The sequence below is a fragment of the Olivibacter domesticus genome, assembly GCF_900109575.1.
Lineage (GTDB): Bacteria > Bacteroidota > Bacteroidia > Sphingobacteriales > Sphingobacteriaceae > Olivibacter > Olivibacter domesticus.
Map to the genome: position 1 here is coordinate 2,342,775 of NZ_FOAF01000001.1, position 23,716 is coordinate 2,366,490.

26 protein-coding genes are annotated in these 23,716 nt (G+C 40.9%); 16 read left to right on the plus strand and 10 right to left on the minus strand.

Features of this window, described 5'->3' with window-relative positions; genetic code table 11:
• Positions 1 to 77 precede the first annotated feature (77 nt).
• The gene (locus BMY50_RS10150) at positions 78 to 1,157 is read left to right on the plus strand and encodes a porin (RefSeq protein ID WP_093323109.1); all 1,080 of its coding nucleotides are present in this window, start codon (positions 78 to 80) and stop codon (positions 1,155 to 1,157) included.
• 81 nt (positions 1,158 to 1,238) lie between these two features.
• On the opposite strand, the gene BMY50_RS10155 is transcribed toward BMY50_RS10150, so the two are convergent.
• Together BMY50_RS10155 and BMY50_RS10160 are read right to left on the minus strand one after the other, a co-directional pair.
• Positions 1,239 to 2,357 (minus strand): M20/M25/M40 family metallo-hydrolase, encoded by a 1,119-nt coding sequence (locus tag BMY50_RS10155; RefSeq protein ID WP_093323112.1) that lies wholly within the window; start codon positions 2,355 to 2,357, stop codon positions 1,239 to 1,241.
• A 19-nt stretch (positions 2,358 to 2,376) separates the two neighbouring features.
• A complete protein-coding gene (locus BMY50_RS10160; RefSeq protein ID WP_093323115.1) occupies positions 2,377 to 2,973 on the minus strand; it encodes a GNAT family N-acetyltransferase in 597 nt (198 codons plus the stop codon).
• Between the two features lie 287 nt (positions 2,974 to 3,260).
• On the opposite strand from BMY50_RS10160, the gene BMY50_RS10165 reads away from it, so the two are divergent.
• Positions 3,261 to 4,136, plus strand: coding sequence for a pirin family protein (locus BMY50_RS10165; RefSeq protein ID WP_093323118.1), 876 nt, complete (start codon positions 3,261 to 3,263; stop codon positions 4,134 to 4,136).
• A 207-nt stretch (positions 4,137 to 4,343) separates the two neighbouring features.
• Complete coding sequence (locus BMY50_RS10170) at positions 4,344 to 4,847, plus strand: Crp/Fnr family transcriptional regulator (protein ID WP_238383713.1); 504 nt, start codon at positions 4,344 to 4,346, stop codon at positions 4,845 to 4,847.
• 67 nt (positions 4,848 to 4,914) lie between these two features.
• Here BMY50_RS10170 and BMY50_RS10175 read toward each other — a convergent pair whose 3' ends face one another.
• Complete coding sequence (locus tag BMY50_RS10175) at positions 4,915 to 5,568, minus strand: protein-L-isoaspartate(D-aspartate) O-methyltransferase (RefSeq protein ID WP_202907781.1); 654 nt, start codon at positions 5,566 to 5,568, stop codon at positions 4,915 to 4,917.
• A 447-nt stretch (positions 5,569 to 6,015) separates the two neighbouring features.
• Between BMY50_RS10175 and BMY50_RS28140 the strand changes: the two genes are divergently transcribed.
• Both BMY50_RS28140 and BMY50_RS10180 read left to right on the plus strand, forming a co-directional pair.
• On the plus strand, positions 6,016 to 6,192 hold the full coding sequence (locus tag BMY50_RS28140) for a hypothetical protein (protein WP_162276575.1): 177 nt from the start codon (positions 6,016 to 6,018) through the stop codon (positions 6,190 to 6,192).
• 251 nt (positions 6,193 to 6,443) lie between these two features.
• Positions 6,444 to 7,475 (plus strand): LLM class flavin-dependent oxidoreductase, encoded by a 1,032-nt coding sequence (locus tag BMY50_RS10180; protein WP_093323127.1) that lies wholly within the window; start codon positions 6,444 to 6,446, stop codon positions 7,473 to 7,475.
• Positions 7,476 to 7,519: 44 nt separating this feature from the next.
• On the opposite strand, the gene BMY50_RS10185 is transcribed toward BMY50_RS10180, so the two are convergent.
• From BMY50_RS10185 to BMY50_RS10215, 7 genes are all read right to left on the minus strand, one after another.
• On the minus strand, positions 7,520 to 7,840 hold the full coding sequence (locus tag BMY50_RS10185) for a phosphate signaling complex PhoU family protein (protein WP_238383714.1): 321 nt from the start codon (positions 7,838 to 7,840) through the stop codon (positions 7,520 to 7,522).
• A gap of 114 nt (positions 7,841 to 7,954) precedes the next feature.
• Positions 7,955 to 8,557, minus strand: a complete 603-nt coding sequence (locus BMY50_RS10190) for a substrate-binding domain-containing protein (protein WP_238383715.1) — start codon at positions 8,555 to 8,557, stop codon at positions 7,955 to 7,957.
• 40 nt (positions 8,558 to 8,597) lie between these two features.
• Entirely contained in the window at positions 8,598 to 9,674 is a 1,077-nt protein-coding gene (gene arsB, locus BMY50_RS10195; protein WP_093323133.1) for an ACR3 family arsenite efflux transporter, read from the minus strand.
• Positions 9,661 to 10,098 carry an arsenate reductase ArsC gene (locus BMY50_RS10200; protein ID WP_093323136.1) on the minus strand — a complete coding sequence of 146 codons (438 nt, stop codon included), beginning with the start codon at positions 10,096 to 10,098 and terminating at the stop codon, positions 9,661 to 9,663. The genes arsB and BMY50_RS10200 overlap by 14 nt, the downstream gene beginning before the upstream one ends.
• Positions 10,099 to 10,290: 192 nt before the next feature.
• The gene (locus BMY50_RS10205; RefSeq protein ID WP_093323138.1) at positions 10,291 to 10,782 is read right to left on the minus strand and encodes a GNAT family N-acetyltransferase; all 492 of its coding nucleotides are present in this window, start codon (positions 10,780 to 10,782) and stop codon (positions 10,291 to 10,293) included.
• Between the two features lie 12 nt (positions 10,783 to 10,794).
• A complete protein-coding gene (locus BMY50_RS10210; protein ID WP_093323141.1) occupies positions 10,795 to 11,358 on the minus strand; it encodes a DUF6428 family protein in 564 nt (187 codons plus the stop codon).
• 37 nt (positions 11,359 to 11,395) lie between these two features.
• Positions 11,396 to 11,725, minus strand: coding sequence for an ArsR/SmtB family transcription factor (locus BMY50_RS10215; RefSeq protein WP_093323144.1), 330 nt, complete (start codon positions 11,723 to 11,725; stop codon positions 11,396 to 11,398).
• Between the two features lie 190 nt (positions 11,726 to 11,915).
• Here BMY50_RS10215 and BMY50_RS10220 point away from each other — a divergent pair, with 190 nt between their 5' ends.
• From BMY50_RS10220 to nuoH, 11 genes are all read left to right on the plus strand, one after another.
• Positions 11,916 to 12,515 (plus strand): FMN-dependent NADH-azoreductase, encoded by a 600-nt coding sequence (locus BMY50_RS10220; protein ID WP_093323147.1) that lies wholly within the window; start codon positions 11,916 to 11,918, stop codon positions 12,513 to 12,515.
• Between the two features lie 204 nt (positions 12,516 to 12,719).
• A complete protein-coding gene (locus BMY50_RS10225) occupies positions 12,720 to 13,061 on the plus strand; it encodes a YciI family protein (RefSeq protein ID WP_093323150.1) in 342 nt (113 codons plus the stop codon).
• Positions 13,062 to 13,066: 5 nt separating this feature from the next.
• On the plus strand, positions 13,067 to 14,320 hold the full coding sequence (locus BMY50_RS10230) for an RNA polymerase sigma factor (protein WP_093323153.1): 1,254 nt from the start codon (positions 13,067 to 13,069) through the stop codon (positions 14,318 to 14,320).
• 194 nt (positions 14,321 to 14,514) lie between these two features.
• Positions 14,515 to 14,970: a CBS domain-containing protein gene (locus BMY50_RS10235; protein WP_093323156.1), complete on the plus strand. Its 456-nt coding sequence runs from the start codon at positions 14,515 to 14,517 to the stop codon at positions 14,968 to 14,970.
• On the plus strand, positions 14,967 to 15,401 hold the full coding sequence (locus BMY50_RS10240) for an NADH-quinone oxidoreductase subunit A (protein ID WP_093323158.1): 435 nt from the start codon (positions 14,967 to 14,969) through the stop codon (positions 15,399 to 15,401). The genes BMY50_RS10235 and BMY50_RS10240 overlap by 4 nt, the downstream gene beginning before the upstream one ends.
• On the plus strand, positions 15,398 to 16,036 hold the full coding sequence (gene nuoB / locus BMY50_RS10245; RefSeq protein WP_093323162.1) for an NADH-quinone oxidoreductase subunit NuoB: 639 nt from the start codon (positions 15,398 to 15,400) through the stop codon (positions 16,034 to 16,036). Before BMY50_RS10240 ends, nuoB begins: the two co-directional genes overlap by 4 nt.
• 73 nt (positions 16,037 to 16,109) lie before the next feature.
• On the plus strand, positions 16,110 to 17,858 hold the full coding sequence (gene nuoC / locus BMY50_RS10250; protein ID WP_093323164.1) for an NADH-quinone oxidoreductase subunit C/D: 1,749 nt from the start codon (positions 16,110 to 16,112) through the stop codon (positions 17,856 to 17,858).
• A 30-nt stretch (positions 17,859 to 17,888) separates the two neighbouring features.
• Positions 17,889 to 18,353, plus strand: coding sequence for an NADH-quinone oxidoreductase subunit NuoE (gene nuoE / locus BMY50_RS10255; RefSeq protein ID WP_093323167.1), 465 nt, complete (start codon positions 17,889 to 17,891; stop codon positions 18,351 to 18,353).
• A gap of 8 nt (positions 18,354 to 18,361) precedes the next feature.
• On the plus strand, positions 18,362 to 19,660 hold the full coding sequence (gene nuoF / locus BMY50_RS10260) for an NADH-quinone oxidoreductase subunit NuoF (RefSeq protein WP_202907782.1): 1,299 nt from the start codon (positions 18,362 to 18,364) through the stop codon (positions 19,658 to 19,660).
• On the plus strand, positions 19,641 to 22,349 hold the full coding sequence (gene nuoG / locus BMY50_RS10265; protein WP_093323172.1) for an NADH-quinone oxidoreductase subunit NuoG: 2,709 nt from the start codon (positions 19,641 to 19,643) through the stop codon (positions 22,347 to 22,349). The genes nuoF and nuoG overlap by 20 nt, the downstream gene beginning before the upstream one ends.
• Positions 22,346 to 23,305 carry an NADH-quinone oxidoreductase subunit NuoH gene (gene nuoH, locus BMY50_RS10270; RefSeq protein ID WP_093323176.1) on the plus strand — a complete coding sequence of 320 codons (960 nt, stop codon included), beginning with the start codon at positions 22,346 to 22,348 and terminating at the stop codon, positions 23,303 to 23,305. The genes nuoG and nuoH overlap by 4 nt, the downstream gene beginning before the upstream one ends.
• Positions 23,306 to 23,716 lie beyond the last annotated feature (411 nt).

Here is a 23,716-nt window from a genome sequence, read left to right on the forward strand (position 1 = left end):
AACCATTTTGTGCACGCATATAATTTCTACACATAATGTTGCACACAGTGGTTTCTTCACTATTAAAATTTTATTCAATGAAACGTATCCTTTCTGCAGCACTTGTGTTGCTCAGTACCTCTTTTGGTTTTGGTCAAGATAAAAACAATAACCCATTAACCATTAGTGGTTATGCGGAAGCATATTATCTACAAGATTTCAATCGGCCGCTCAATAATACGCGCCCCGCATTCATTTATAGCCATAATCGAACCAATGAGGTCAATATTAATTTAGCTTTTCTTAAAGCAAATTATTCTACAGATAATCTACGAGCCAATCTAGCAATCGGTGCTGGTACTTATATGAACGCCAATTATACGGCAGAACCTGGTGTATTAAAGAATATTTATGAAGCAAATATCGGCGTCAAGCTGTCAAAACAACACGATTTATGGATAGACGCGGGGATTCTCCCTTCGCACATCGGTTTCGAAAGCGCTATAGGAAAGGATAATTGGACCCTGACACGCAGTTTACTAGCTGATAATTCCCCATATTTTGAGGCTGGGGCGAAACTAGGTTATACCAGTAAAAGTGGCAAATGGTATATGGCTGTACTCTATTTGAATGGATGGCAGCGCATTCAGCGTGTAGATGGCAATACCACCCCTTCCTTTGGGCATCAAGTAACCTTCAAGCCTGCGGATGGAATCACCTTAAATAGTAGTTCTTTTATTGGAAGCGATAAAGCAGACAGTGCTCGACAGATGCGTTATTTCCATAATTTCTACGCACAAGTTCAATTAAATAAGCGACTTGGCCTCATTGCTGGATTTGATTTTGGTGCTGAGCAACAAGTAAAGGGTGGAGATAAGTATAATACATGGTATACGCCAGTGCTCATTACTCGCTATGCGCTTACAGAGAAAGTTTCCCTGACTGCCAGAGGCGAGTATTATCAAGACAAAGCAGGCGTAATTATTGCGACGGGCGCTCCATCCGGTTTCAAAACTTGGGGTTATTCCGTCAATGTAGATTATCAAGTATTACCTAACTTAGTTTGGCGTACTGAACTGAGAAACCTTAATAGTAAAAATGATATTTTCCTTAAACGTAATAACTCACCTACGGGTAATAGCACAACCGCCGTTACAGCATTTGCCCTTAGCTTTTAGTTTAACAAACATCCGTGTTTAATAAAAAAGATTCTCTTCAAAATTGAAGGGAATCTTTTTGTTATGAGGTTGGCCAACGGATTATTCAATCGGATTATTCAGTAGAAAAGGAAGCAATGTATCCAGTAGGGTAATATAACCCTTTATTCCTTCTCGGATTTCCCAAGTATAAACATATTCATTTGCCATATGCGATCTAGCCGAATCTCCCGGTCCCATTTTAAGAGAAGGAACATCCAACCATCCCTGATCTGAACAGGTAGGCGAAACATACGTTTTCAGTCCAATTGCCTGCCCCGCTTTTATGACAGGATGGGATGCAGGAATCGAGGAAGGTTTCATGACCCCTGGTCTTACAGATACATTGCTTGAAATATTCGATTTAATTGTTTTCAGAATTTCATCTACGGTGTAAGCAGATGTCAAGCGAATATCAACGGTAAAACGGCAAACTGCAGGTATCACATTATGCTGAATACCAGCATCCACTTGTGTAACTGTCATTTTTATAGAGCCAAGAAATTCACACTGTTTAGGAAAACGGTATTGCTCAAACCATTGGATATCTTTCAATGCTTTATATATGGCATTGTCTCCCTCCTCTCTCGCAGCATGGCCTGCTTTACCATGAACAACACAATCCAATACCATATTGCCTTTTTCTGCAATAGCCATTTGCATTTCAGTAGGTTCACCTATCAACGCAAAAGCAATTGGGGCAAGGTGATCAAGCATTAAGAGGATACCATTCTCTCCTGAATTTTCTTCTTCCGCAGTAGTCGCCAAACATAGGTTAAAAGGCAGATCAGTTTGGTCATAATAATATAAAAAAGTTGCAATTAATGACACCAAACATCCACCAGCATCATTTGCCCCTAAACCATATAACATTTCTTGTTTTATGATAGCGTCATAGGGATCTCTCGTATAGCCTGCATTTGGTTTAACGGTATCATGATGTGAATTTAACAATATGGTAGGCTTACCTCTGCTAAAAAAACTATTATAAGCCCAGACATTATTTTTTACTCGGTTAACAGTAATAGTTCTTTTGCTTAGAAATGAATGAATAAGGTCTGCAGTTTTGCCCTCTTGTCCGCTTTCCGATGGTGTACGAATAAGCGCTTGGAGTAGTAGTAAGCTGTCTTGGTATAAGATTCCAACATCTTTGAAACGACTATTATAAGGTGCTATCTTCATTATGAATCTGATTTTATTTCTATGCTATTCGTAGATGCTGGTTAACTAATGTCTCTTTTGCCTTATGATTCTCAATTTTATCAGGATCAAACAGCATAGCTGTACATAGACAATTGCATAAACCCTTTTGTAGAAGGATAGAATGGTTAGCACAACTTTTACAACCTTCCCAAAATTTGGGATCATGTGTAATTTCCTGGTAAGTTACAGGTTCAAATCCAAGTTTGGTATTCATTTTCATAACTGCCATTCCCGAGGTAATGCTAAAGATTTGTGCATGTGGGTATTGCTCCCTCGCAAGTTTAAACACCCGCTCTTTTATCGCTTGGGCTACTCCCGTATGCCTGAACCGAGGCGCTACTATTAGGCCTGAGTTAGATACAAATCTTCCATTTTCCCACACGGAAATGTAAGAGAAACCTACCCATTCACCTGATGCTGTTACAGCGATAATAGCCTTTCTTTCTTTCATATAAAGGTGTATACTTTCAGGGCTGCGTCTAGCTATGCCAATACCTCGTGCAATAGCTGATTTCTCGGTTTCTAATATAATTTCATTGATATATTCCATATCGCTCAATCTTGCTATACGGATGACAATACAATCCTCTTCCATTATTTTCTGATTTTTTCCAAAAGAAATACAAATGCAGTGCCGCTGAAATTCTTGTAGCAAGAATCACATCCCTTCTGCTTTAAGCCCGGTTTTCCAACCAGTATAAAAGTTACGAAAATTTTAAAGTACTTCATTTTGAGAATTAGGCTTATCAAAATGAAATAAAATCTCAGAAAAGAAAATCGAGGAATCGTCATCATGAGCTGTACTCATTTCTTACCATAGGTCAATTCAGTTGGGTCATTTCCTTCCTAAATTTGTATCGAACAAAAGAAAAGAAATAAACTATGAAATCAATAGAAAGCATCATTGCAAAACCAGCACAAGCAGGTATGGTTGGGGATGGTTTTAGAGTATTTAATTACATTCCAAAGGGCGGTATTACACAAAAACGGATAAGTCCATTTTTAATGCTTGATTTTAACGCAGCATATAATTTCCCACCTTCCACATCTGGCCATCTGAGAGGTGTAGATGTGCATCCGCATAAAGGTTTTGAAACAGTTACGATAGCATACAAAGGTAGCGTTGCTCATTACGATAGTAGTGGTAATAGCGGTGTCATTAACCCCGGTGATGTACAATGGATGACCGCAGGTCGTGGCATCTTGCATAAAGAGTTCCATGAGGAGAGCTATGCAAAAAAAGGAGGGCCTTTCGAAATGGTTCAACTTTGGGTCAACCTTCCAAAAAAAGACAAGTCAGTAGCTCCTCATTATCAAGCCATAACACATAGCAATATGGGAAAGCTATTGCTTGATGACAATGCTGGGGAAGTAAATGTTATTGCTGGCGACATCAATGGTATAAACGGTCCTGCGGATACCTATACACCCATCAATTTATTCGACATAAAACTTCATGCGGGGGCAAATTTCGAGGTAAGTATTCCTCAAAATCACAATACGGCACTGTTAATAATCAATGGAAGTGTTACTGTTAATAATGATCAGGTAGCGTCAGAACATAGCTTTGTGCTCTTCAAAAATGATGGAACAACTATCCAGCTACATGCTGATCAGGAGAGCGTCGTACTACTAATGAGCGGTGAACCGATAGATGAACCGATAGTAAGTTACGGACCATTTGTCATGAATACTGAAGGAGAGATACGAGAGGCTATAAGCGATTTCAATTTGGGGAAATTCGGATATCTAGATTAATGTACTGACTTGATGATCAGAACATATCAGAAGGTACATTTGACATGTTTAAACCTTGATGTTGGATGAATCAAGGTTAAATACGTAAATTCGCCAGAGGAAGTATTCATTATTGATATGTTCAATTTTCAGCAGTATTTACAAAAGCACACACCGATAAACGTCAATCAATTTGAGATATTAAGAAAAAATCTGATATCAAAATCATTGAAAAAAGGAAAAGTTTTATTGAATGAGGGCGAAAAAACGAATGTCAGCTATTTTGTATCAAAAGGTTTGCTCCGTGCCTATACACTTGATCTAAATGGAAAGGAGCATATTATTCAGTTCGCTCCCGAAGACTGGTGGATAGGTGATCGGAATAGTGTTTACTTCAATGAACCTGCTGTTTTTAATATAGACGTATTGGAAGATGCTGAGGTGGTGGTTATTACGAAAGCCTTTATGGAGCAAGCGCTTGATATTTGCCCTGATTTTGGAAAATATAACATCTATCTTCTTCACAATAGTATTCGTCACATGCAAAATAGAATCAATAAGTTGTTGGCAGCTACTGCCGAAGAACGCTATTTAGATTTTATAAAATTATACCCCGATCTTACATTACGTATCCCACAAATGATGATTGCCTCCTATCTAGGTGTAACACCGGAGTCGTTAAGTAGGGTAAGAAAAGCTTTAGCACAAAAACATTTTAGACCTAATTCGTAGAACTACCTATTTTGTCTATACGTTCAATCGATAGAGTTAAACAGCCAGTTAGTTAGAAAAATATACACTAAGAATTTTTGTTTTCTCTGCTACGTGTTAACGGTACAAAGCGGACTTGTATCAACTTGGTTTTGGTAATTTTCCCATTTCTTTTTTGTAGCAAGATAAGGGTTTGTACCTCAGATGGACTACCGACAGGTATAATCATTTTCCCCCCTTCCTTCAGCTGTTTAATGAGAGGTGGCGGGATCTCTTTGGAAGCTGCTGTTACAATAATGGCGTCGAAGGGCGCCTTTGCTTCAAAACCTTTATAACCATCACCTATAATGACCGTTACATTATTATAGCCTAACGTATGCATCAATTTCTTGGTACGTTCTCCTAGGTCTTTAACAATTTCAATGGTATAAACCTCCTTAACAATCTCCGCTAATACTGCGGCTTGATAGCCAGATCCAGTGCCTATTTCAAGTACACAATCATCCTTATTAGGCTCAAGCAGTTGAGTCATACTGGCTACTATATAGGGTTGTGAAATAGTTTGATTGTACCCTATTGGTAAAGGGTTATCTTCATAGGCTCGCCTTTGGTATTGACTAGGCACAAATAGATGCCGTTCAACCTTACGCATCGCTTCAAGCGTTGGTTGATGACTTATATCACGGGCTTCGAGCTGCATGTGCACCATGTTATTACGCAAATTATCGTAATCCTGAATCATATTTATCAACGAAACCCAAAGAGTTATTAATATAGAAAAAAGAGGCTTCATTCATTTGTACACTATGTTTTACCCCAAACTATATTATAACAAGTATAAAGTCGTTTTGTTGAGTTTGCTTTATCCAATTTCGAACAGGAAAGACTAAATTCATTAACGTAATAGAATTAACGTTTTAAAAAAGTTGAACCAGACAAAATGATACCTAAAACACAATTTAAATTAATTAAAAAATTAATAATCCTTTAAACTATCGTAATATATACTCGTAAAAATTCAAGAATTGCTAGACCTTTAGCCAATCCTCACTTCTTGATAGCATTTTATTAAAACAAAAGAATATCTCTAAATTGTCAGATTTTATAATATAACATGATTTAACAATTTCTTATTTTTAGGCTACCTAACTTTGGATCGTTCAAATTAGTTATTTTAATTATTTTCATTATGAATTCACTAACAGCAGTATCATTGAAAGGCAATAATGAAGTGTTTATAAAAAAATCTTATACAAAGGAGCTCCTCGCTGTAGCAAAAGGGATGAAGAAAGACGGATTTTCGTATGATGAAATCGCAAAAGCAACAAAACTTCCACTTTCCCTTGTAAATTCCCTGTTTCGATAGATGAAAAATTATCGCATCTAAATGCTGGGATAGTCTGGGCCGAATCTAAGGTAACACCTCTGGAGGCATCTTACTAACAAATATATCATCAAATTTTACTTCAGCAACAATCACTACGTCGTCCTTAATTGTTGCTTTATAATCTATTTTATTATTAAGGCAGATTTCTTATCATACATCAAGTAATAGCGCTCCAAACCAGCTTATCTTTGTTGTATAGAAAGTGCATTTGTTTTACGAAGGAATAAAATATGGAAATAGGAATAAGTATGTTTGGCGATTTAGCATATAATGATGCTATCAAAACTTTTTACCCTGCAGGTCAGCGAATACAGGAAATACTTGAAGAAATAAAACTGGCCGATGAGGTAGGTTTAGACGTTTTTGGTATTGGAGAGCATCATCGTCCCGACTTTGCCGTTTCAAGTCCGGAGATTATGCTAGCCGCAGCTGCAACCATCACTAAAAACATAAAACTGACTAGTTCCGTTACAGTGTTAAGTTCTACCGATCCAGTAAGGACCTATCAGAACTTTTCTACAGTCGATTTAATATCAAACGGACGAGCAGAGATTACGGTTGGTAGAGGTAGCTTCACCGAATCGTTCCCACTTTTCGGTTATGATCTTCACGATTACAATGGATTATTTGCCGAGAAACTAGATTTATTATTGGCGATTAATAAAAATGAGCGAATTACCTGGAAGGGACGCTTTCGTCCTCCCTTAACAGATCAACAGGTGCTTCCGAGAGCGAGTAATAATCGGTTGGATGTTTGGGTCGCTGTAGGCGGTACACCACAGTCGATATTAAGGGCAGCTCGACTAGGTCTTCCTTTAATTATTGCTATCATTGGCGGTATACCTATTCAGTTCAAGTCGCTATTCGAACTATATAAACAAGAATATATAAATGCAGGCCATGACCCGGCACAGATGAAGTTAGCCACTCACTCGCATGGTCTAATTGGCGAAAACGGACAAGAGCTGTCTGATCGATATTTCCCTTATTATGCAGCGCAGATGAACAGAATTGGTAAAGACAGAGGTTGGGCTCCTTATACAAAAGATCAGTTCGAAGGAGGACGGAGTAAAGATGGTGCTTTGTTTATAGGAGATGTAAATCAAGTGGTTGATAAAATTTTATACCATCAGGAACTCTTTGGACTCACTCGCTTTTTATTACATGTAGATGTCGGAGCTCCTTCTCATAAAGATCTGATGAAGACAATAGAATTACTTGGAACAAAAGTAGCACCGGCCGTAAAAAAAGCGCTGGCCTAAGTTTCCACAAACAGACTCATGCAATGATTTGACGTGTATGAGCCTTATTCACGATTTGTCTTCTTCTTATTAGGCTTTGTATGTTTCAGCACCTTTGCTTCAACATAAAAGATAATTTCTTCAGCAATATTTTTACTTTGATCGCCAACGCGTTCCAATTTTCTAATGATAGAAAGCGTGTTCAATGCCTGCTCGAGATTATTCAGATTAGATGGAATGTATTCCGATAATAATCCATTCGCCTTTCTATTGATATCATCTAAATGTTCGTCCTTTTGAAAAACACTTCTGGCCAATTTGGTATCTTCATTAAAAAAGGCTTCCATTACCTGTTGTACAATAAGAATAGAGCGGTTGATAAGCACCGTTCATAACCGTTGAATCGCTTGGATATATCGCTGGATGGTTCGCAGTAGTTTTAACGCCAATCAGTTTAAGTTTATCTTTGTTTTCAGCATAATAAGCCAGGCCGAAATAGCCTAAACTGCCCGCATCAGACGAGACGCCCTGCACCAGCACATTATCGTCTTCACTGGCCGATCTCCTCGCGAAGCCTTTGCCCGTCCATTAATAGCTTCCGTAAAATAATCATAAGTACCTGAAGAGGTACCTGCACCGTATAATTTCAATGGTACAGCCGGCCAATTTTCACGGACCTGGTTCCAGCGTTTAACCTTTCCTTGGCTTTCCGGAGACCACATCTTCTTAAGTTCGGTAACGGTAATCTCTTTGACAAATGTATTTTTTGGGCTTACTACGATGGCCATTCCATCATAGCAAACGGGTAATTCAATAAATTCAATACCATTTAGTCGGCTCACGGCCAATTCACTTTTGCTGATGGGTCTGGATGCATTAGTAATATCCGTTTCTCCTCTAAGGAACTTTTTAAAACCGCCCCCCGTGCCCGACACGCCAACTGTTACCCGTATATCGGCATCAACCTTTCGGAATTCTTCTGCTACTGCTTCTGTTAAAGGATAAACACTGCTAGAACCATCAATCGTGATTTTACCCTCATACTTTTTAAAGCAGGAGTTACATACAATCATTATGAAACCGATAAGTGCCAATCTTTTCATAATACCCATTTAACAACAACAATGAATATCACTAATAGATTTAGACAAAAGCACCTTTCGTATAATATTTTTTTCGGAACCAAAAAGCAAGGTTCACCAATGCTATTAATGCTGGCACTTCTACTAATGGGCCAATCACACCTGCAAATGCCTGTCCAGAATTTATACCAAAGACACCGATGGCCACCGCTATTGCCAGCTCGAAATTATTTCCAGTGGCTGTAAAAGCAATAGACGCATTTTTGGAATAATCCGTCCCAAATCGCTTAGCTATAAAGAAGCTAAATATAAACATGAAAGCGAAATAAATCACGAGGGGTACAGCTATCCGGAGCACATCCATAGGAATTTGTACGATAAGCTGTCCTTTTAAGCTGAACATCACAACAATCGTAAACAAAAGCGCGATTAAGGTAATGGATGAAATGAGGGGCACAAAGCGCTTATTAAACCACTCTTCGCCTTTCCATTTAATCAGCGCGTACCTACTGATGATTCCCATAGCAAAAGGAATCCCTAGGTAAATACCTACACTCTCAGCTATCTGACCTATCGTTATGTTAACGGCTGTTCCTTTTATACCAAAATAAGGTGGAAGTACCGTAATGAAGACATAAGCAAATACGCTGTAAAACAACACCTGAAATATACTGTTGAGTGCAATTAAGCCTGCAGCATATTCTCTATCGCCTTCCGCCAGCTCGTTCCATACCACCACCATGGCAATGCAGCGTGCAAGACCAATGAGTATCAACCCAATCATATATTCAGGGTAATCCTTCAAAAAAGTGATAGCCAAAAAGAACATCAGCAAAGGGCCTACTACCCAATTGAGCAAAAGAGACACCCCTAGCACTTTTATATCCTTGAATACCTTCCCCAAATTTTCGTACTTTACCTTTGCAAGCGGTGGATACATCATGAGAATCAGTCCGATAGCTAGGGGAATATTGGTCGTGCCGCTACTGTAAGTGTTGATAAATGCTGAAGTGGCAGGAATAAAGTAACCCATTCCAACGCCAACGACCATTGCAAGAAATATCCACAAAGTGAGGTAGCGATCAAGAAAACCCAGCTTTTTCCGTTCCGAGGCAGGCGCACATCTATCTGCCGGCATAATTGTCTACATTTATATGTTTGCTAACAAATTCTTCTGCATACGCTTTTACCTCGTCTCTCACAGCACGGAACTGGTTCATCACTTCTTCATTAGTGCCAGTAGCTTTGGCTGGGTCGGGGAAATTATGATGAAATTTCTGTGCTTTTGTTGGAAAAAAAGGACAACTTTCTTTAGCATTATCGCAAACCGTGATGACATAATCGAAATCAATATGGTCGTATTCATCTACATGATTGGAAGTATGATTTGAAATATCAATGCCATCTTCCTTCATTACTTGTATGGCCTTGGGGTTTACGCCATGCGTTTCAATGCCAGCACTGTAAATTTCGGCTTTGTCTTCAGCAAATGCTCTCAAGTATCCTTCGGCTAGCTGACTTCTACAGCTATTACCGGTACATAGTACTAATATTTTTTTCATTAGAATAACTATTAATATCTGTCTGCTTTCTTCGGTATTAATGAATGCTTCACAGTTTGTTTTTATATCGCCATGAAACTACCATGAGCAGTATTTTTCACTAATATCTATTTGATTTATGTGTGCAAGCGTTAACAACTCGATTGATTGCTATTAGCGAGCGTTTGCTCCTGATGGCTTACGTCTTATCGTTTAATCAATGCCCACTGTTTTACTGCGTCTTTCTAAAATCACTGTATCACGCCAAATGTCGCCCTGTTTTCCAATTTTCTCCCGTATCCCCATCTGTCGGAAACCAAATTTTTCGTGCAAGCAGATACTTGCTTTATTTTCCGGAAAAATACCTGCCTGCAATGTCCAAAGTCCCTGTTCTTCGCTGCTTGTCACTAGCGCTTCCATAAGGAACGCGCCCACTCTACGGCCACGATACGCCTCGTGGACATAAATACTTACCTCTGCCACCCCTGCATACACACAACGACTGGATACAGGTGATAGGGCCGCCCAACCAACTGCCTCATGATTGATTTGGACGATAAAACGTGAATGTTTAAGATGCGATTGGTCCCATTCTTCCCAAGAAGGTGCATTCGTCTGAAAAGTAGCCTGGCCGGTGGTTATTCCTTGCAAGTAAATTTCTTTTACTGCCGGCCAGTCGTACGATTCCATTTTTTTGAGTTCCATCTACAAATTTTATTAGCAACAACCAGAACCTGGTATACAACTCTGATCTGCAGCTAGATTCACCATTTCAAGTACCGGTTCTTCTTTCGGAACGACGCCGCAGCAAGCTTCCTTCGTATCGTCTGTACCACAGCTACCGCCACGTTCAATGGCTTTGCATTGTGTAGCATCCGGAATTAAGCTAACCACTAAATTTTCACCGTCCAGATTAAGCATACCTGGATACATCTGACGTGTATCAAAAGCTGAATTTCCAAATTCAATCTTAACGATAGCAGCTGGATTTAAAGGTAAAGACTTTTCTACCAACGTTACAATGGAAAGCGCCTTACCCACTTTCATCGCCCTGTCAACATCGGCCGTCGCCGGTTCCCATAACTGAACGATCACCTCCGTCCACGCGTTCATCACGCCACCGCAGTCGACCGATGTGATGGGAGCTTGTTTTATTTCAGTAATATGATAAGAGGCATCTACCCATTTATCTTCTGCATATTGAAACTGTAAAATAGCTTCCGGGGTTTCGGTCAGTTTTGCTTTAAAGCTACCCCAGTTCATTAGTGCCTTCGTATCCATAATATTGCAATTTAACGATTAATATATTTAAATTTTTTTAACAGCAACTTGCCGATGCTACATACCCTCCCAGAAATAGATTCAACTGATTTTTAAGTTTTTCCCAATTTTCAGGATTAATACAATAACAGACGCTGACACCTTCGATAGTTCCCTGTATGAGTCCTGCATTTTTCAATTCTTTCAGATGCTGAGAAATAGTCGCCTGCGCAAGTCCCAATTCGTCTACCAAATCACCACAAATACAGGTTTTAGAAGCAATAATATGCTGAAGTATTGCAACACGGGCCGGATGGGCCATCGCTTTAAGCAATATCGCCAACTCATTCTGCTCCTTGGTAAATATTTCCGTTCTCGTTAATCCCATAATCAAATTATTTATTGCAATATTACGATATATTTTTCAAAATCAAAATATTCTTGCTATTTATCCAGATTAGCTTCATATATAGGAATTTAATACGGTATAATGCTTTATCATTTCATCCAAAATCACGAAAATATTTGTCCCCCTTCTCAGCATTCAATCGTCAAGAGCATAAAACAATCCATTTTATATGAAAAAAATTCTGCATGTAATTTCCAGTCCAAAAGGAAATGATTCGTATAGTGTTAAATTGGGAAAAACCATTATTGACAAGTTAATTGCCAAATTTCCTGATAGTATCGTTATGGAAAGAGTCCTGGTAAATGATGATCTGCCCGCACTTAATGAATCGCATATTAATGCTTTTTTTAAACCGATTGAACAGAGAGAACCAGCCGATTATGAGGCTCTCCACTATTCGGATATGCTCTTGGAAGAAGTATGCGCGGCTGATTTCCTGGTAATCGGTGCGCCCATGTACAATTTTGGTATACATTCATCACTAAAAGCATGGATAGATCTTATTGTCCGTGTCGGAATCACTTTCAAGTATAATGAACACGGACGCATTGGATTACTGACCGACAAAACGGCCTACTTAGCAGCGGCTTCGGGGAGCGTTTATTCCGAAGGACCTATGCAGACACTCGATTTTGTAGTCCCTTACCTAAAAGCAATATTAGGATTTATGGGAATTACTGACATCCATGTCTTTCGCATGGAAGGAACTGTAAGGCCAAACTTTCAAAGTCAAGGCTATCCCAAAGTTATTGCTGCTATTGAGCTTTAATATTCAATCATTATACATGATATTTTTTATTTCGATATTCTTAAGTAATTTGCTTTCATAAATGTTCGATTAGCTACACATAATTAAAACTAACTGTAGATTCAATTCAAATCCGATCACTCAAGTGTATAAAAACAGCCGTCATTTGTCCCCTTTCAGTATACTCGATCGTTATAGGAGTACAACATTAAATTTATAGAAGCAATGAAAGAGTTCATATTAATTTTTAGACTTAGAGACGATGCTGATGCTAAGCCATCGCCTGAGCAAGTACGGGAAAGAATGAATTGGTTGGCGGGCGTTGCTGCTCAAAATAAATTGGCCGATAAAGGAAAAAGCCTGTCCATCAGTAATGCAAAAACCATAACATCTGAGATCGTGACCGACGGCCCATACACAGAGATTAAGGAGTTTATTAGCGGTTACATGGTTGTAAAAACAGAAACAATTGAAGAAGCAATTGAGCTTGCCAAAGGCAACCCTATACTCAAAATTGGAGGTACCGTGGAAGTAAGAGAGGTATTAGCAATTAGTTACAGCAGCTAGGATCAATGAGCGATAAGGTCACTCAACAACAACTTTTACCGCATTTATTTCGGGAGGAATACACCAAAATGACGGCAGTATTATACCGTCATTTTGGTTTAAAGCACATAGAAATAGCCGAAGATATTGTTAGTGAAACATTTTTAAAGGCAACGGAAACATGGAGCATACAGGGTATACCAAAAAATCCTGCTGCCTGGCTTTATATCGTTGCTAAAAACAAAGCCAAAGATTATCTCAAACGGCATACTCTTTTCGAAACACAAGTTAAAGATGCAATTAACACAGATGAGCTCCAATTTGAGAGCGACTTTGATTTCACGCAACAGGCTATTGATGACAGCCAACTGGCAATGATTTTTGCCGTTTGCAATCCAAGCAATTCCATAGCATCTCAAATCTGTCTAGCACTTCAAATTCTTTGCGGATTTAGCGTTGAAGCAATAGCAAGTGCTTTTCTCACTAAAGCGGAAACTATAAAGAAAAGACTGCTGAGAGCCAGGAAAAATCTACGTCAGGATAATTTTCAGATTAAGTTTTTATCTGAGGAAGCCATACAGTCGAGGCTGGATGTTGTATTAAAAACACTTTATCTTTTATTTAATGAAGGTTATTTTTCTACGTCTAATGACCACCTAATCCGTCAAGATCTTTGCTCGGAAGCTATTCGGCTCATGCTTGTTTTAATCGAAAGCCCTTCTACAAATACACCAACCGTTAATGCCCTTATGGCGTTAATGTGCTTCCAAAGCTCAAGGCTTGAAGCAAGGGCAAACAATAATGGAGAGATTATTTTGTATGAACAGCAAGATAAAAATCAATGGAGCCAGGAACTCATTGAAAAGGGCAATCATTATTTGATCCACGCCTTTTCAGGAGCTGTCTACTGGCAAACAAAATATCATTTAGAAGCAGCTATTGCCTATTGGCATACCACTCCTACAAACAATGATAAGTGGGAGCATATTTTACAACTGTACAATCAACTTATTCTGATAGAATATTCACCCATAACAGCTTTAAACAGAACATTCGCCTTTGCTAAAGTTTATGGAAATGAACAAGCACTAAAAGAAGCAGAAAAATTACAACTGAATCATATTAGCCACTATCATGCCCTGCTTGGTTATTTATATGCCGATACAGATCTTAAGAAATCTATCGCTCATTATAGCCGAGCAATCAGCTTAACGAAGTCCGCGTTGGAAAAGAAAACCTTGGGAAAAGAAATAGAAAGACTTAACAAAAAACAACACTAAGTCAAATTGCTACCATCTTATTAGCACGTACAATTTCACAACCAACAAAAGAACTTTATTTAATTTTTTCAAACCTTTATTATTTCCTGTTGTTCTACCACTAATAACCAATTTTTCAAAGCGTTACCTTCTAGATTAGCGAACAACCATCCATTAGCGAATTAACTACCAAACCAAATAGAAAGGGGTTGATTATGGGAAAAGTTAGAAACATCTTAGAAAAAAAAGGCAATACCGGAATTTTCGTCAGTCCGGATGCGACTGTTTTTACCGCCTTAGAGCTGATGTTCGAAAAAAACATTGGAGCACTTTTAGTTCTTGAACATGAAAAATTCATTGGCATCTTTACAGAAAGAGATTACGCCAGAAAGGTCATACTGAGAGGAAAATCTTCCAAAAAGGTTCCTGTTAGAGAGATTATGACAGTCGATCCTCCCACCGTATCTACAGATACGAGCATAGAGGACTGTATGTGGTTAATGACAAATCGATTTATAAGACATTTACCGATTATAGACAATGGCGAACTAATGGGTATTATTTCTATCGGTGACGTCGTAAAATATATCATCGAAGAACAGAAATTCATTATCAAAAATCTAGAGTGTTACATCACTGGCAGCGAACTCTTAGACACCGATAAACCATGAATAGCTCAAACCCATCCAGTACGCCCTTTTGGCCGCTCTTTATTTACGGCGCTTTTGTTCTCCTTTTATTAGTAGTTATTATCTCCTTGTCTTATTTTTTGGGCCAACGTCATAAAGCAAGAGCTATGGGGCAACCTTATGAATCCGGAATAGTAGAAACCGGATCCGCAAGATTGCATTTTTCGGCGCAATTTTACCTTGTAGCGATGATGTTCGTCATCTTCGATGTTGAAGTCGTATTCATCGTATTATGGGCTTTAGCATTCAAGGAATTGGGATGGGCAGGCTACCTTGGCATCTGTGTTTTTATTGGGTTATTGATTGCCGTATTAATATACGAATGGAGCCTTGGGGCCTTAGACTTTGGTCCTAATGGAAAGAAAATTCTAAAAGCTTATAAAAAACTAATATTAAAAAAACCTGGCATATGAAATGGTGGCTTACGAGTCCGAACGAACCAACAAGTAGACTGAAAGGAACAGGTTCTTTTGAGGAATCCGTTGGGCAAAGTGTGCTCTTAACCACCGTTCAGGACCTATTGGCATGGGGAAGAAAAAATTCTATGTGGCCATTTAATTTCGGTCTTTCCTGTTGTTTCGTAGAAATGGCTACCAGTATTACCAGCAAATATGATATCGCTCGTTTCGGAGCAGAAGTAATCAGGGGAACCCCTCGCGAGGCAGATGTCATGGTCATTGCCGGAACGGTCTTCGTAAAAATGGCCCCTATCATTAAGCGTCTGCATGAACAGATGATGGAACCAAAATGGGTCATCTCGATGGGATCTTGTGCCAATTCAGGTGGTATGTACGACATTTATAGCGTAGTGCAAGGTGTAGATAAATTCCTACCGGTAGACGTATACGTTCCGGGCTGCCCTCCCCGACCAGATGCTTTTATGCAGGGCTTAACGCTATTAGCGGCTTCAGTAGGAAGTGAGAAAAGGCCTTTAAGTTGGGCTATAGGCCCTCAAGGGGTGATAAGACCCGAGCAACGGTCAATGAAAGAAGAAAAAAGAGAAGAACGAAAAAGGATAATTGATTTGCATACCCCCGATGAAATTTAAGGGTATCGTTTAAAATAAAGGATGATTTAAGCAATGCATTATTACCTAATGTGAACCCCTAAAATTAAAAAGCATGAATAAAAATTCAGGCTTGGTAGAAGAATTGATTGCTCAATTTGGAGCGTCGGTTTTTACTCAGCAACATACTGTTGATGAGGTGACTACCCTATGGGTTCTCAAAGAACATATTAAAACGGTACTATACCATCTCAAACACAATATTCTCGAACCTTTTGAATTACTCTACGATCTTTGCGCGATCGACGAACGCAGCCACGCTAAAAAGAACGGATTCCCATCATCCGATTTTACGCTTGTATACCACTTGCTTTCATTTAAGCGAAACTGTTTTATTCGCCTTAAAGTAGCCTTACAAGGCAACTACCCGTCCATACCATCTATCAGTACTATATGGAAAAATGCCGATTGGTATGAATGTGAGGTGTACGATATGTTTGGTATACATTTCGAGGGCCATCCTCATCTACGCCGTATCCTGATGCCTTTAACTTGGGAAGGGCACCCTTTACGGAAGGAACATCCCGCAAGGGCAACCGAGATGGGGCCATTCAAACTCTGGGATGAAAAACAAGATCACGAGCAGGATGCCTTACAATTCCGGCCGGAAGATTGGGGTTTAAAACGGCAGAGTGAAGATGCTGATTTTATGTTCCTTAACCTGGGGCCACAACACCCGGGTACGCACGGTGTTTTACGTATCGTTCTACAATTAGACGGCGAAGACATTGTTGACGCCATTCCTGATATCGGATTTCATCATCGGGGAGCAGAAAAAATGGGTGAGCGCCAATCATGGCATACCTATATCCCCTATACCGACAGAGTGGATTACCTGGGTGGTGTAATGAACAATCTTGCCTATTTGCTGGCAGTCGAAAAACTGGCCGGTATAAAGGTACCCGATAGAGTTAAAACAGTGCGTATTATGCTTTGCGAGTTTTTCCGCATTGCAAGTCATTTAGTATGGTATGGTACGTTTGCACAAGATTTGGGTCAGCTTTCACCTGTATTTTACATGTTTACGGATCGGGAGAAAATCTTTGATATCGTTGAAGCCATCTGTGGTGCAAGAATGCATCCCAACTGGTTTAGAATTGGTGGCGTTGCGCAAGATTTGCCGAAAGGTTGGGACAAATTGGTGGGCGATTTTATTGCTTATTTCCCAAAAAGGCTAAGAGAATATCAGCAAATGGTCATGCGTAACAGCATTTTCAAGGCACGAACAGTAGGTATTGGCATTTATACCTTAGACGAAGCGCTCGAATGGGGCGTAACCGGACCAGGTTTACGGGCTTGCGGATTGGAATGGGACTTCCGAAAAAAGCAACCTTATTCGGGTTATGAAAATTTTGAATTTGAAGTTCCAACAGCCCAAAACGGCGATTGCTATGATCGAGCAGTAGTGCGTGTGGAAGAAATGTGGCAAAGTCTGCGCATCATCGATCAATGCCTAAAAAATATGCCGGAAGGAGATTACAAAGCAAACCATCCCCTAGCAACTCCGCCCATTAAAAAACACACGATGCAAGATATTGAAACCCTTATTACTCATTTTTTAAATGTAAGCTGGGGGCCGGTAATTCCTACGGGAGAGGCCATGAGCTGCATCGAAGCCACTAAGGGAGCTAATAGCTATTACCTAATCAGTGACGGCAATACATCTCCTTACAGGGTTCGGATACGTGCACCATCTTTTCCGCATATGCAAATGTTACCCTACATTAGTAAAGGCTATACAGTAGCCGATTTGCTATCCATCTTAGGAAGTATGGATTATGTGCTGGCCGATATAGATAGATAAACGAAAGATAAATTTTAGACAGAAAAAACAATGCTATCAGCGAAAGAAATAAAAAAGTTAGACCACGAAATTGCGCTCGTACCCATTAGGAAGTCAGCATGCATTGAGGCGTTGAAAATTGTTCAGCAGCAGCGTGGATGGGTTTCAGATGAAAGCCTTCGGGATATTGCCGAATACATGGAAATGTCTGCTGAGGAGTTAGATAGTGTGGCAACTTTTTATAATCTCATTTTTCGTAAGCCTGTGGGCAGGAACATTATTTTACTATGTGATAGCATCAGTTGCTATGTAATGGGCTATAAAAAAATCTATCAGCACTTGCAAAACCGATTGCATATCAAATTTGGCGAAACTACTGCTGATGCTCGGTTTACCCTTTTACCTAATGCATGTTTAGGCTGCTGCGATCATGCGCCGGCACTCATGATTAATAATGATCTATATCGAGATTTAACGAATGATAGTCTAGATGAAATACTAGAAGAATACAAATAAACCGTCTTATGGAAAGGCCCCTAACACAGCACATTAGCGCAAACCATCCTTGGTTGAACCTCAAGGATTATACAGCTGTGGGCGGCTATCAAGCTGTGCATAGGGCGCTTAAATCCTTCACACCTCAAGAGATCACAAAAACAGTCCAAGATTCGGAGCTACGAGGTCGTGGCGGCGCAGGCTTCAACACTGGCATGAAATGGAGCTTCGTTCCAATGGACGATGCTACTCAAACGAAATACCTAATTGCGAATGCTGATGAGATGGAACCAGGAACCTTCAAGGATCGTTTGCTGCTAGAGGGTAATCCCCATCAGCTAATCGAAGGGATGATTGTTTCCGCTTATGCGATACAGGCGAATACCTCCTACATTTTCTTACGCTGGGCATATAAAAAGGCTGCACGGATTATTAAAGAAGCAATCAATGAGGCTTATGCTGCAGGCTACCTCGGAAAAAATATCTTAGGCAGTGGTTTTAACCTCGAAATGCATTTGCATACCGGCGTTGGTCGATATATTTGTGGAGAAGAAACAGCCTTACTCAATGCGCTGGAAGGAAAAAGGGCTACCCCGCGCACCAAACCACCCTTCCCACAGGTGAGCGGCTTATTTGGCAAACCTACTATTGTAAATAATGTAGAAACACTCTGCAACATTCCACATATCATCAATAATGGAGCGGCATGGTTTAAAGCGCTCGGCCTAGGGGCCGATGCCGGCACCAAATTATATGGTGTTAGCGGACAGGTCAATGAGCCAGGCTTATGGGAATTGCCTATGGGCACCACCGTGCGTGAGCTCCTTGAAGAACATGCCGGTGGGATGAAACCTGGTTTCCAATTCCGTGGAGCCCTTCCGGGAGGTGCTTCTACTGATTTCCTAGTGACCGAGCATCTCGATGTTAAAATGGACTACCAATCTGTGGCAGCAGTTGGCAGTCGTTTAGGTACCGGCACCATGATCATCCTCGATGATCATACCTGTCCTGTTGGTTTTATACATAACCTAGAGCATTTCTTTGCGCAGGAATCCTGCGGTTGGTGTACCCCTTGCCGGGAAGGTTTACCTTGGACAGAAAAAATCTTGCTCTCGCTTGAAAACGGGCAAGGGAGGCTTGAAGATCTGGAGCTGCTAGAAACGCACACCAAACACTTGGGTCCGGGGAGTACCTTCTGTGCCTTAGCACCGGGGGCGATGGAGCCCTTACAAAGCGGACTAAAATATTTCAGAGAAGATTTCGAAAAGCATATACACGAAAAAAAATGTCCTTGGGACGAAGAACGAAATGGCAGTCATCTACATTGATCATCGGGCTTATGAAGTGAAGGCAGGCAAAAACCTGCTGGAATCCTGCCTTACGCTGGGTTTTAACCTCCCCTATTTTTGCTGGCACCCAGCGATGGGCTCCGTAGGTGCTTGTCGCCAATGCGCCGTCAAAATTTTTAAGGATAAGGACGACACCCAAGGCAGACTCATGATGTCGTGCATGGAAGCGGTGAAGGATAACATGTATCTATCCATTAGCGACCCCATGGCCAAAGCCTTCCGTTCGCAGATCATCGAGTGGCTCATGACGAATCACCCCCATGACTGCGCCGTTTGTGATGAAGGCGGTTCCTGCCATCTACAGGATATGACGGTAATGACCGGCCATGCCTATCGCCGTTTCCAATATCCCAAGCGTACCTATAAAAACCAATATCTCGGTCCTTTCATTAACCATGAAATGAACCGTTGCATACAATGTTACCGCTGCGTCCGCTTTTATAAAGACTATGCCGGTGGAAAAGATCTCGATGCCTTTGCTGCCCATGATCATATCTATTTTGGAAGGGCTAACGATGGCGTGCTCGAAAACGAATTTAGCGGCAACCTGGCAGAGGTTTGCCCAACGGGTGTATTTACCGATAAAAGTTTAAAAGAACATTATACCCGAAAATGGGATATGACTATGGCTCCCTCGATTTGTCAGCATTGTAGCTTAGGATGCAATATTATTGCCGGAGAGCGTTATGGAGAGCTCCGACAAATCACAAACCGCTATAATGGCGAAGTAAATGGCTATTTTATTTGCGATAAAGGCCGTTTTGGTTACGAATTTGTAAATAGTATGAACCGCATTCAACAGCCTATCATCCGTTCTAAAATCCCAGAGGCGGTCGACAAAAACACCCTGTATAATCACTTAAAAGCCGCTATATCCAATCGCAACATCATCGGCATCGGTTCTCCACGGGCATCCCTGGAATCAAACTTTGCTTTAATGCAACTCGTTGGCAAAGAAAATTTTTATCAGGGTATTTCCGAAAGGGATGCACAGCTCATGCAAACAATACTTCACACCATAAATTCCGGCCATGTCCATACACCATCTTTAAAAGAAACCGAATCGGCCGATGCTATCTTCATATTAGGAGAAGATCTTACCAATGCGGCCCCTTTGCTGGCATTGACAGTACGCCAAGCGGTACAACGGAGACCTTTTGAAAAGGCACAGGAAATTGGTATCCCCTCTTGGCATGACGCCGCTCGGCGCGAATTTGCTCAAGAAAAGAAAGGACCGCTCTTTATCGCCTATCCAACGAAAACCAAGTTAGATGCACTTGCAGACAATTGCCAGCACCTATCTCCAGACGATATCGCCCGATTGGGTTTTGCTATTGCCAATCTGTTGAACGATACCGCTCCTGCACCGCAGGAAATCGATGAAGACGTCTTAAAAATTGCCCAGCACATAGCAAACACACTGAAACGAGCAGAAAAGCCCTTAATTATTTGCGGAACAAGTCTGCATAATGAAGCAATTCTTAAAGCCGTAGCCAATATTGCAGTAAGCCTTGGCAGTGAAGATAAAAAGGCAAGCGTGTTTTATGTCGTGGAGGAATGCAATTCGATGGGATTGGCAATGATGCAGGCACCATCATTAGAGCAGGCAAGAGCAGCACTAAAAATGAAAGAGGCAAATACAGTGATTATTCTGGAAAATGATCTATACCGTCGTGATGCCAAAGCAACGATAGACCATTTGTTCGAACAGTGCGGAGAGCTCATCGTACTGGATCATTTACATAACGCGACCAGCAATCAGGCAACGGTATTGATACCGGCTGCCACTTTTGCAGAGGCAGCCGGTACCTTAGTAAATAATGAAGGAAGAGCACAATGTTTCTTTCAGGTATTTAGACCTAAAAATGAAAATTTTAGAGAGAGCTGGAGATGGTTGGATGAGTTTAGGCAATTTAAAAAGGGCGCAAGCCTCGAAGATTTAAACGAACCGGGTGATTTGATGGCGGAGCTAGTCACCCTTATGCCCCAATTTAAAGGAGCAGAAGAAGCAGCTCCATCGGCCGATTTCCGCATTGCTGGGCAAAAAATCCCTCGCGAACCGCATCGTTACAGCGGCCGTACAGCGATGCTGGCCAATATTCAGGTGAGTGAACCCAAGCCTCCGGAAGACAGCGATTCTCCATTATCATATACGATGGAGGGATACAGAGGAATACCTCCTGCACCACTCACCCCCTTTTTTTGGTCTCCCGGCTGGAACTCGGTACAGTCGGTCAATAAATACCAGGAGGAGATTGGTGGCGCTATACGGGGAGGTGATACAGGTAAAAGGTTATTTCAGAAAGTTTCGGCGGTCGAAAAGATCTTTTTTGACGACATCCCTACCGCTTACCAAGCACTGCCAGGCGAATGGCTGGTGATACCTCTGCAACATATATTTGGTTCTGAAGAACTCAGTATTTACACACATGGCATTGCAGAACGTACCCCTCATCCGTATGCTGTTATAAGCCGACAGGATGCGGAGGATTTAAATATTAATGAAAACCAGTCGATACGAGTAACCATCGCCGAACAGGATTATGAGTTGCCTGCAACTATTAGGAATGAGCTACCTAGTGGCTTGGTGGGTATACCCGATCACGTTTCAGGATTGAGCGGTATTTCCTGGCCGGCCAAAGGAATTTTAAAAACAATAGCATCATGAATGAGGTACTTCGATATATCTTACTGATTGTAATTGCGTTATTTGCGCTTACTACGGTTGCCGCCTGGTTGATTTGGCTGGAACGGCGAATGCTGGCCCTCTGGCAGGACAGGTATGGTCCGAATCGCGCGGGTCCCTTTGGTTTGTTCATTGTAGTAGCCGATACCCTTAAACTCTTCTTCAAGGAAGATTGGATTCCCCCCTTTGCAGATAAAAAGATCTTTGTATTTGCACCGGCTATTGTTGCAGCAGCAGTACTCATGAGCTTTGTGATCATTCCTTTTGCACCAGGCATACTCATTGCTGATTTAAATGTAGGTTTGCTGTTCTTCTTAGCCATGTCTTCCTTAGGTGTTTACAGTATTGTACTGGGAGGTTGGGCGTCCAATAATAAATACTCCCTATTAGGGGCATTACGTGGAGCCTCACAAATGATCAGTTATGAAGTTTTTATGGGACTTTCACTGATGGGGGTTGTGATGCTCTCCGGTTCCTTTAGGCTGACAGATATTGTGCTTGCCCAAAAAGAATATTGGTTTATCATTACACAGCCGGTGGCTTTTGTTGTGTTTTTGATAGCAGGCATTGCCGAAACACATCGGCTGCCTTTTGATATTCCAGAGGCGGAAAGCGAACTGGTAGCTGGCTTCCATTCGGAATATTCGGGCATGAAATTCGGGATGTTTTTTATTGGCGAATATTTAGGGATTACCCTCATTTCCGCCATGATAACTACGCTGTTTCTAGGTGGATGGTTAGGACCAGCATTCCTGCCTCCTCTTGTTTGGTTTATACTGAAAACTTTTGTTTTCATCTTGCTTTTCATCCTATTAAGGGCCTCCCTTCCGAGACCCCGGTATGATCAGCTGATGGAATATGGTTGGAAAATATTATTACCGGTTGCTTTATTGAATTTATTGGTGACTGGTGGAATTGTGTTAATGATGGATAAATGATTATTTGGTCCTTCTTTTTTCTTCAGCGAAAAAAGAAGCAAAAACGCCGTCGCTTGGATCTTTTGCTACAATGGTAGTGCGTCCCACTGCAGTCAGCAAAATCTCCTAGGCGAGCAAAGAGCAGAACGGAGGGTTGGTACAAACCACAAGGAGTATCGACACAACAAGACATTAGATTATTAATGGCCTTGGGTAGTTTGAGTTAAAAAAAGGAGTGAAATGGATGGAGTTTTAATGTATGCAAACAGTTATTACTTGCACCGGCCCGTTAACGGCCTCGGAAAATTTGGACGTGAAGGCAGCCATACAGTGCAGTAGAAGCATGCAGGTAAGCATTAGCCAACAACACCAGCCCTGCGAAAGATTTGCGTTTTGGCGGCCTCGGCGTTGTGACATACTGTATGGCGTAGC

Coding starts and splice junctions, on each gene's coding strand:
- BMY50_RS10210 (WP_093323141.1), bottom strand. CDS start 11,358: ATGGATACGAAGGCACTAATGAACTGGGGTAGCTTTAAAGCAAAACTG.
- arsB (WP_093323133.1), bottom strand. CDS start 9,674: ATGCCGGCAGATAGATGTGCGCCTGCCTCGGAACGGAAAAAGCTGGGT.
- BMY50_RS10180 (WP_093323127.1), top strand. CDS start 6,444: ATGGAAATAGGAATAAGTATGTTTGGCGATTTAGCATATAATGATGCT.
- BMY50_RS10235 (WP_093323156.1), top strand. CDS start 14,515: ATGGGAAAAGTTAGAAACATCTTAGAAAAAAAAGGCAATACCGGAATT.
- nuoG (WP_093323172.1), top strand. CDS start 19,641: ATGGCAGTCATCTACATTGATCATCGGGCTTATGAAGTGAAGGCAGGC.
- BMY50_RS10200 (WP_093323136.1), bottom strand. CDS start 10,098: ATGAAAAAAATATTAGTACTATGTACCGGTAATAGCTGTAGAAGTCAG.
- BMY50_RS10190 (WP_238383715.1), bottom strand. CDS start 8,557: ATGAAAAGATTGGCACTTATCGGTTTCATAATGATTGTATGTAACTCC.
- BMY50_RS28140 (WP_162276575.1), top strand. CDS start 6,016: ATGAATTCACTAACAGCAGTATCATTGAAAGGCAATAATGAAGTGTTT.
- BMY50_RS10150 (WP_093323109.1), top strand. CDS start 78: ATGAAACGTATCCTTTCTGCAGCACTTGTGTTGCTCAGTACCTCTTTT.
- nuoB (WP_093323162.1), top strand. CDS start 15,398: ATGAAATGGTGGCTTACGAGTCCGAACGAACCAACAAGTAGACTGAAA.
- BMY50_RS10215 (WP_093323144.1), bottom strand. CDS start 11,725: ATGGGATTAACGAGAACGGAAATATTTACCAAGGAGCAGAATGAGTTG.
- nuoE (WP_093323167.1), top strand. CDS start 17,889: ATGCTATCAGCGAAAGAAATAAAAAAGTTAGACCACGAAATTGCGCTC.
- BMY50_RS10155 (WP_093323112.1), bottom strand. CDS start 2,357: ATGAAGATAGCACCTTATAATAGTCGTTTCAAAGATGTTGGAATCTTA.
- nuoC (WP_093323164.1), top strand. CDS start 16,110: ATGAATAAAAATTCAGGCTTGGTAGAAGAATTGATTGCTCAATTTGGA.
- BMY50_RS10220 (WP_093323147.1), top strand. CDS start 11,916: ATGAAAAAAATTCTGCATGTAATTTCCAGTCCAAAAGGAAATGATTCG.
- nuoF (WP_202907782.1), top strand. CDS start 18,362: ATGGAAAGGCCCCTAACACAGCACATTAGCGCAAACCATCCTTGGTTG.
- BMY50_RS10165 (WP_093323118.1), top strand. CDS start 3,261: ATGAAATCAATAGAAAGCATCATTGCAAAACCAGCACAAGCAGGTATG.
- BMY50_RS10160 (WP_093323115.1), bottom strand. CDS start 2,973: ATGGAAGAGGATTGTATTGTCATCCGTATAGCAAGATTGAGCGATATG.
- BMY50_RS10240 (WP_093323158.1), top strand. CDS start 14,967: ATGAATAGCTCAAACCCATCCAGTACGCCCTTTTGGCCGCTCTTTATT.
- BMY50_RS10225 (WP_093323150.1), top strand. CDS start 12,720: ATGAAAGAGTTCATATTAATTTTTAGACTTAGAGACGATGCTGATGCT.
- BMY50_RS10205 (WP_093323138.1), bottom strand. CDS start 10,782: ATGGAACTCAAAAAAATGGAATCGTACGACTGGCCGGCAGTAAAAGAA.
- nuoH (WP_093323176.1), top strand. CDS start 22,346: ATGAATGAGGTACTTCGATATATCTTACTGATTGTAATTGCGTTATTT.
- BMY50_RS10175 (WP_202907781.1), bottom strand. CDS start 5,568: ATGATTCAGGATTACGATAATTTGCGTAATAACATGGTGCACATGCAG.
- BMY50_RS10230 (WP_093323153.1), top strand. CDS start 13,067: ATGAGCGATAAGGTCACTCAACAACAACTTTTACCGCATTTATTTCGG.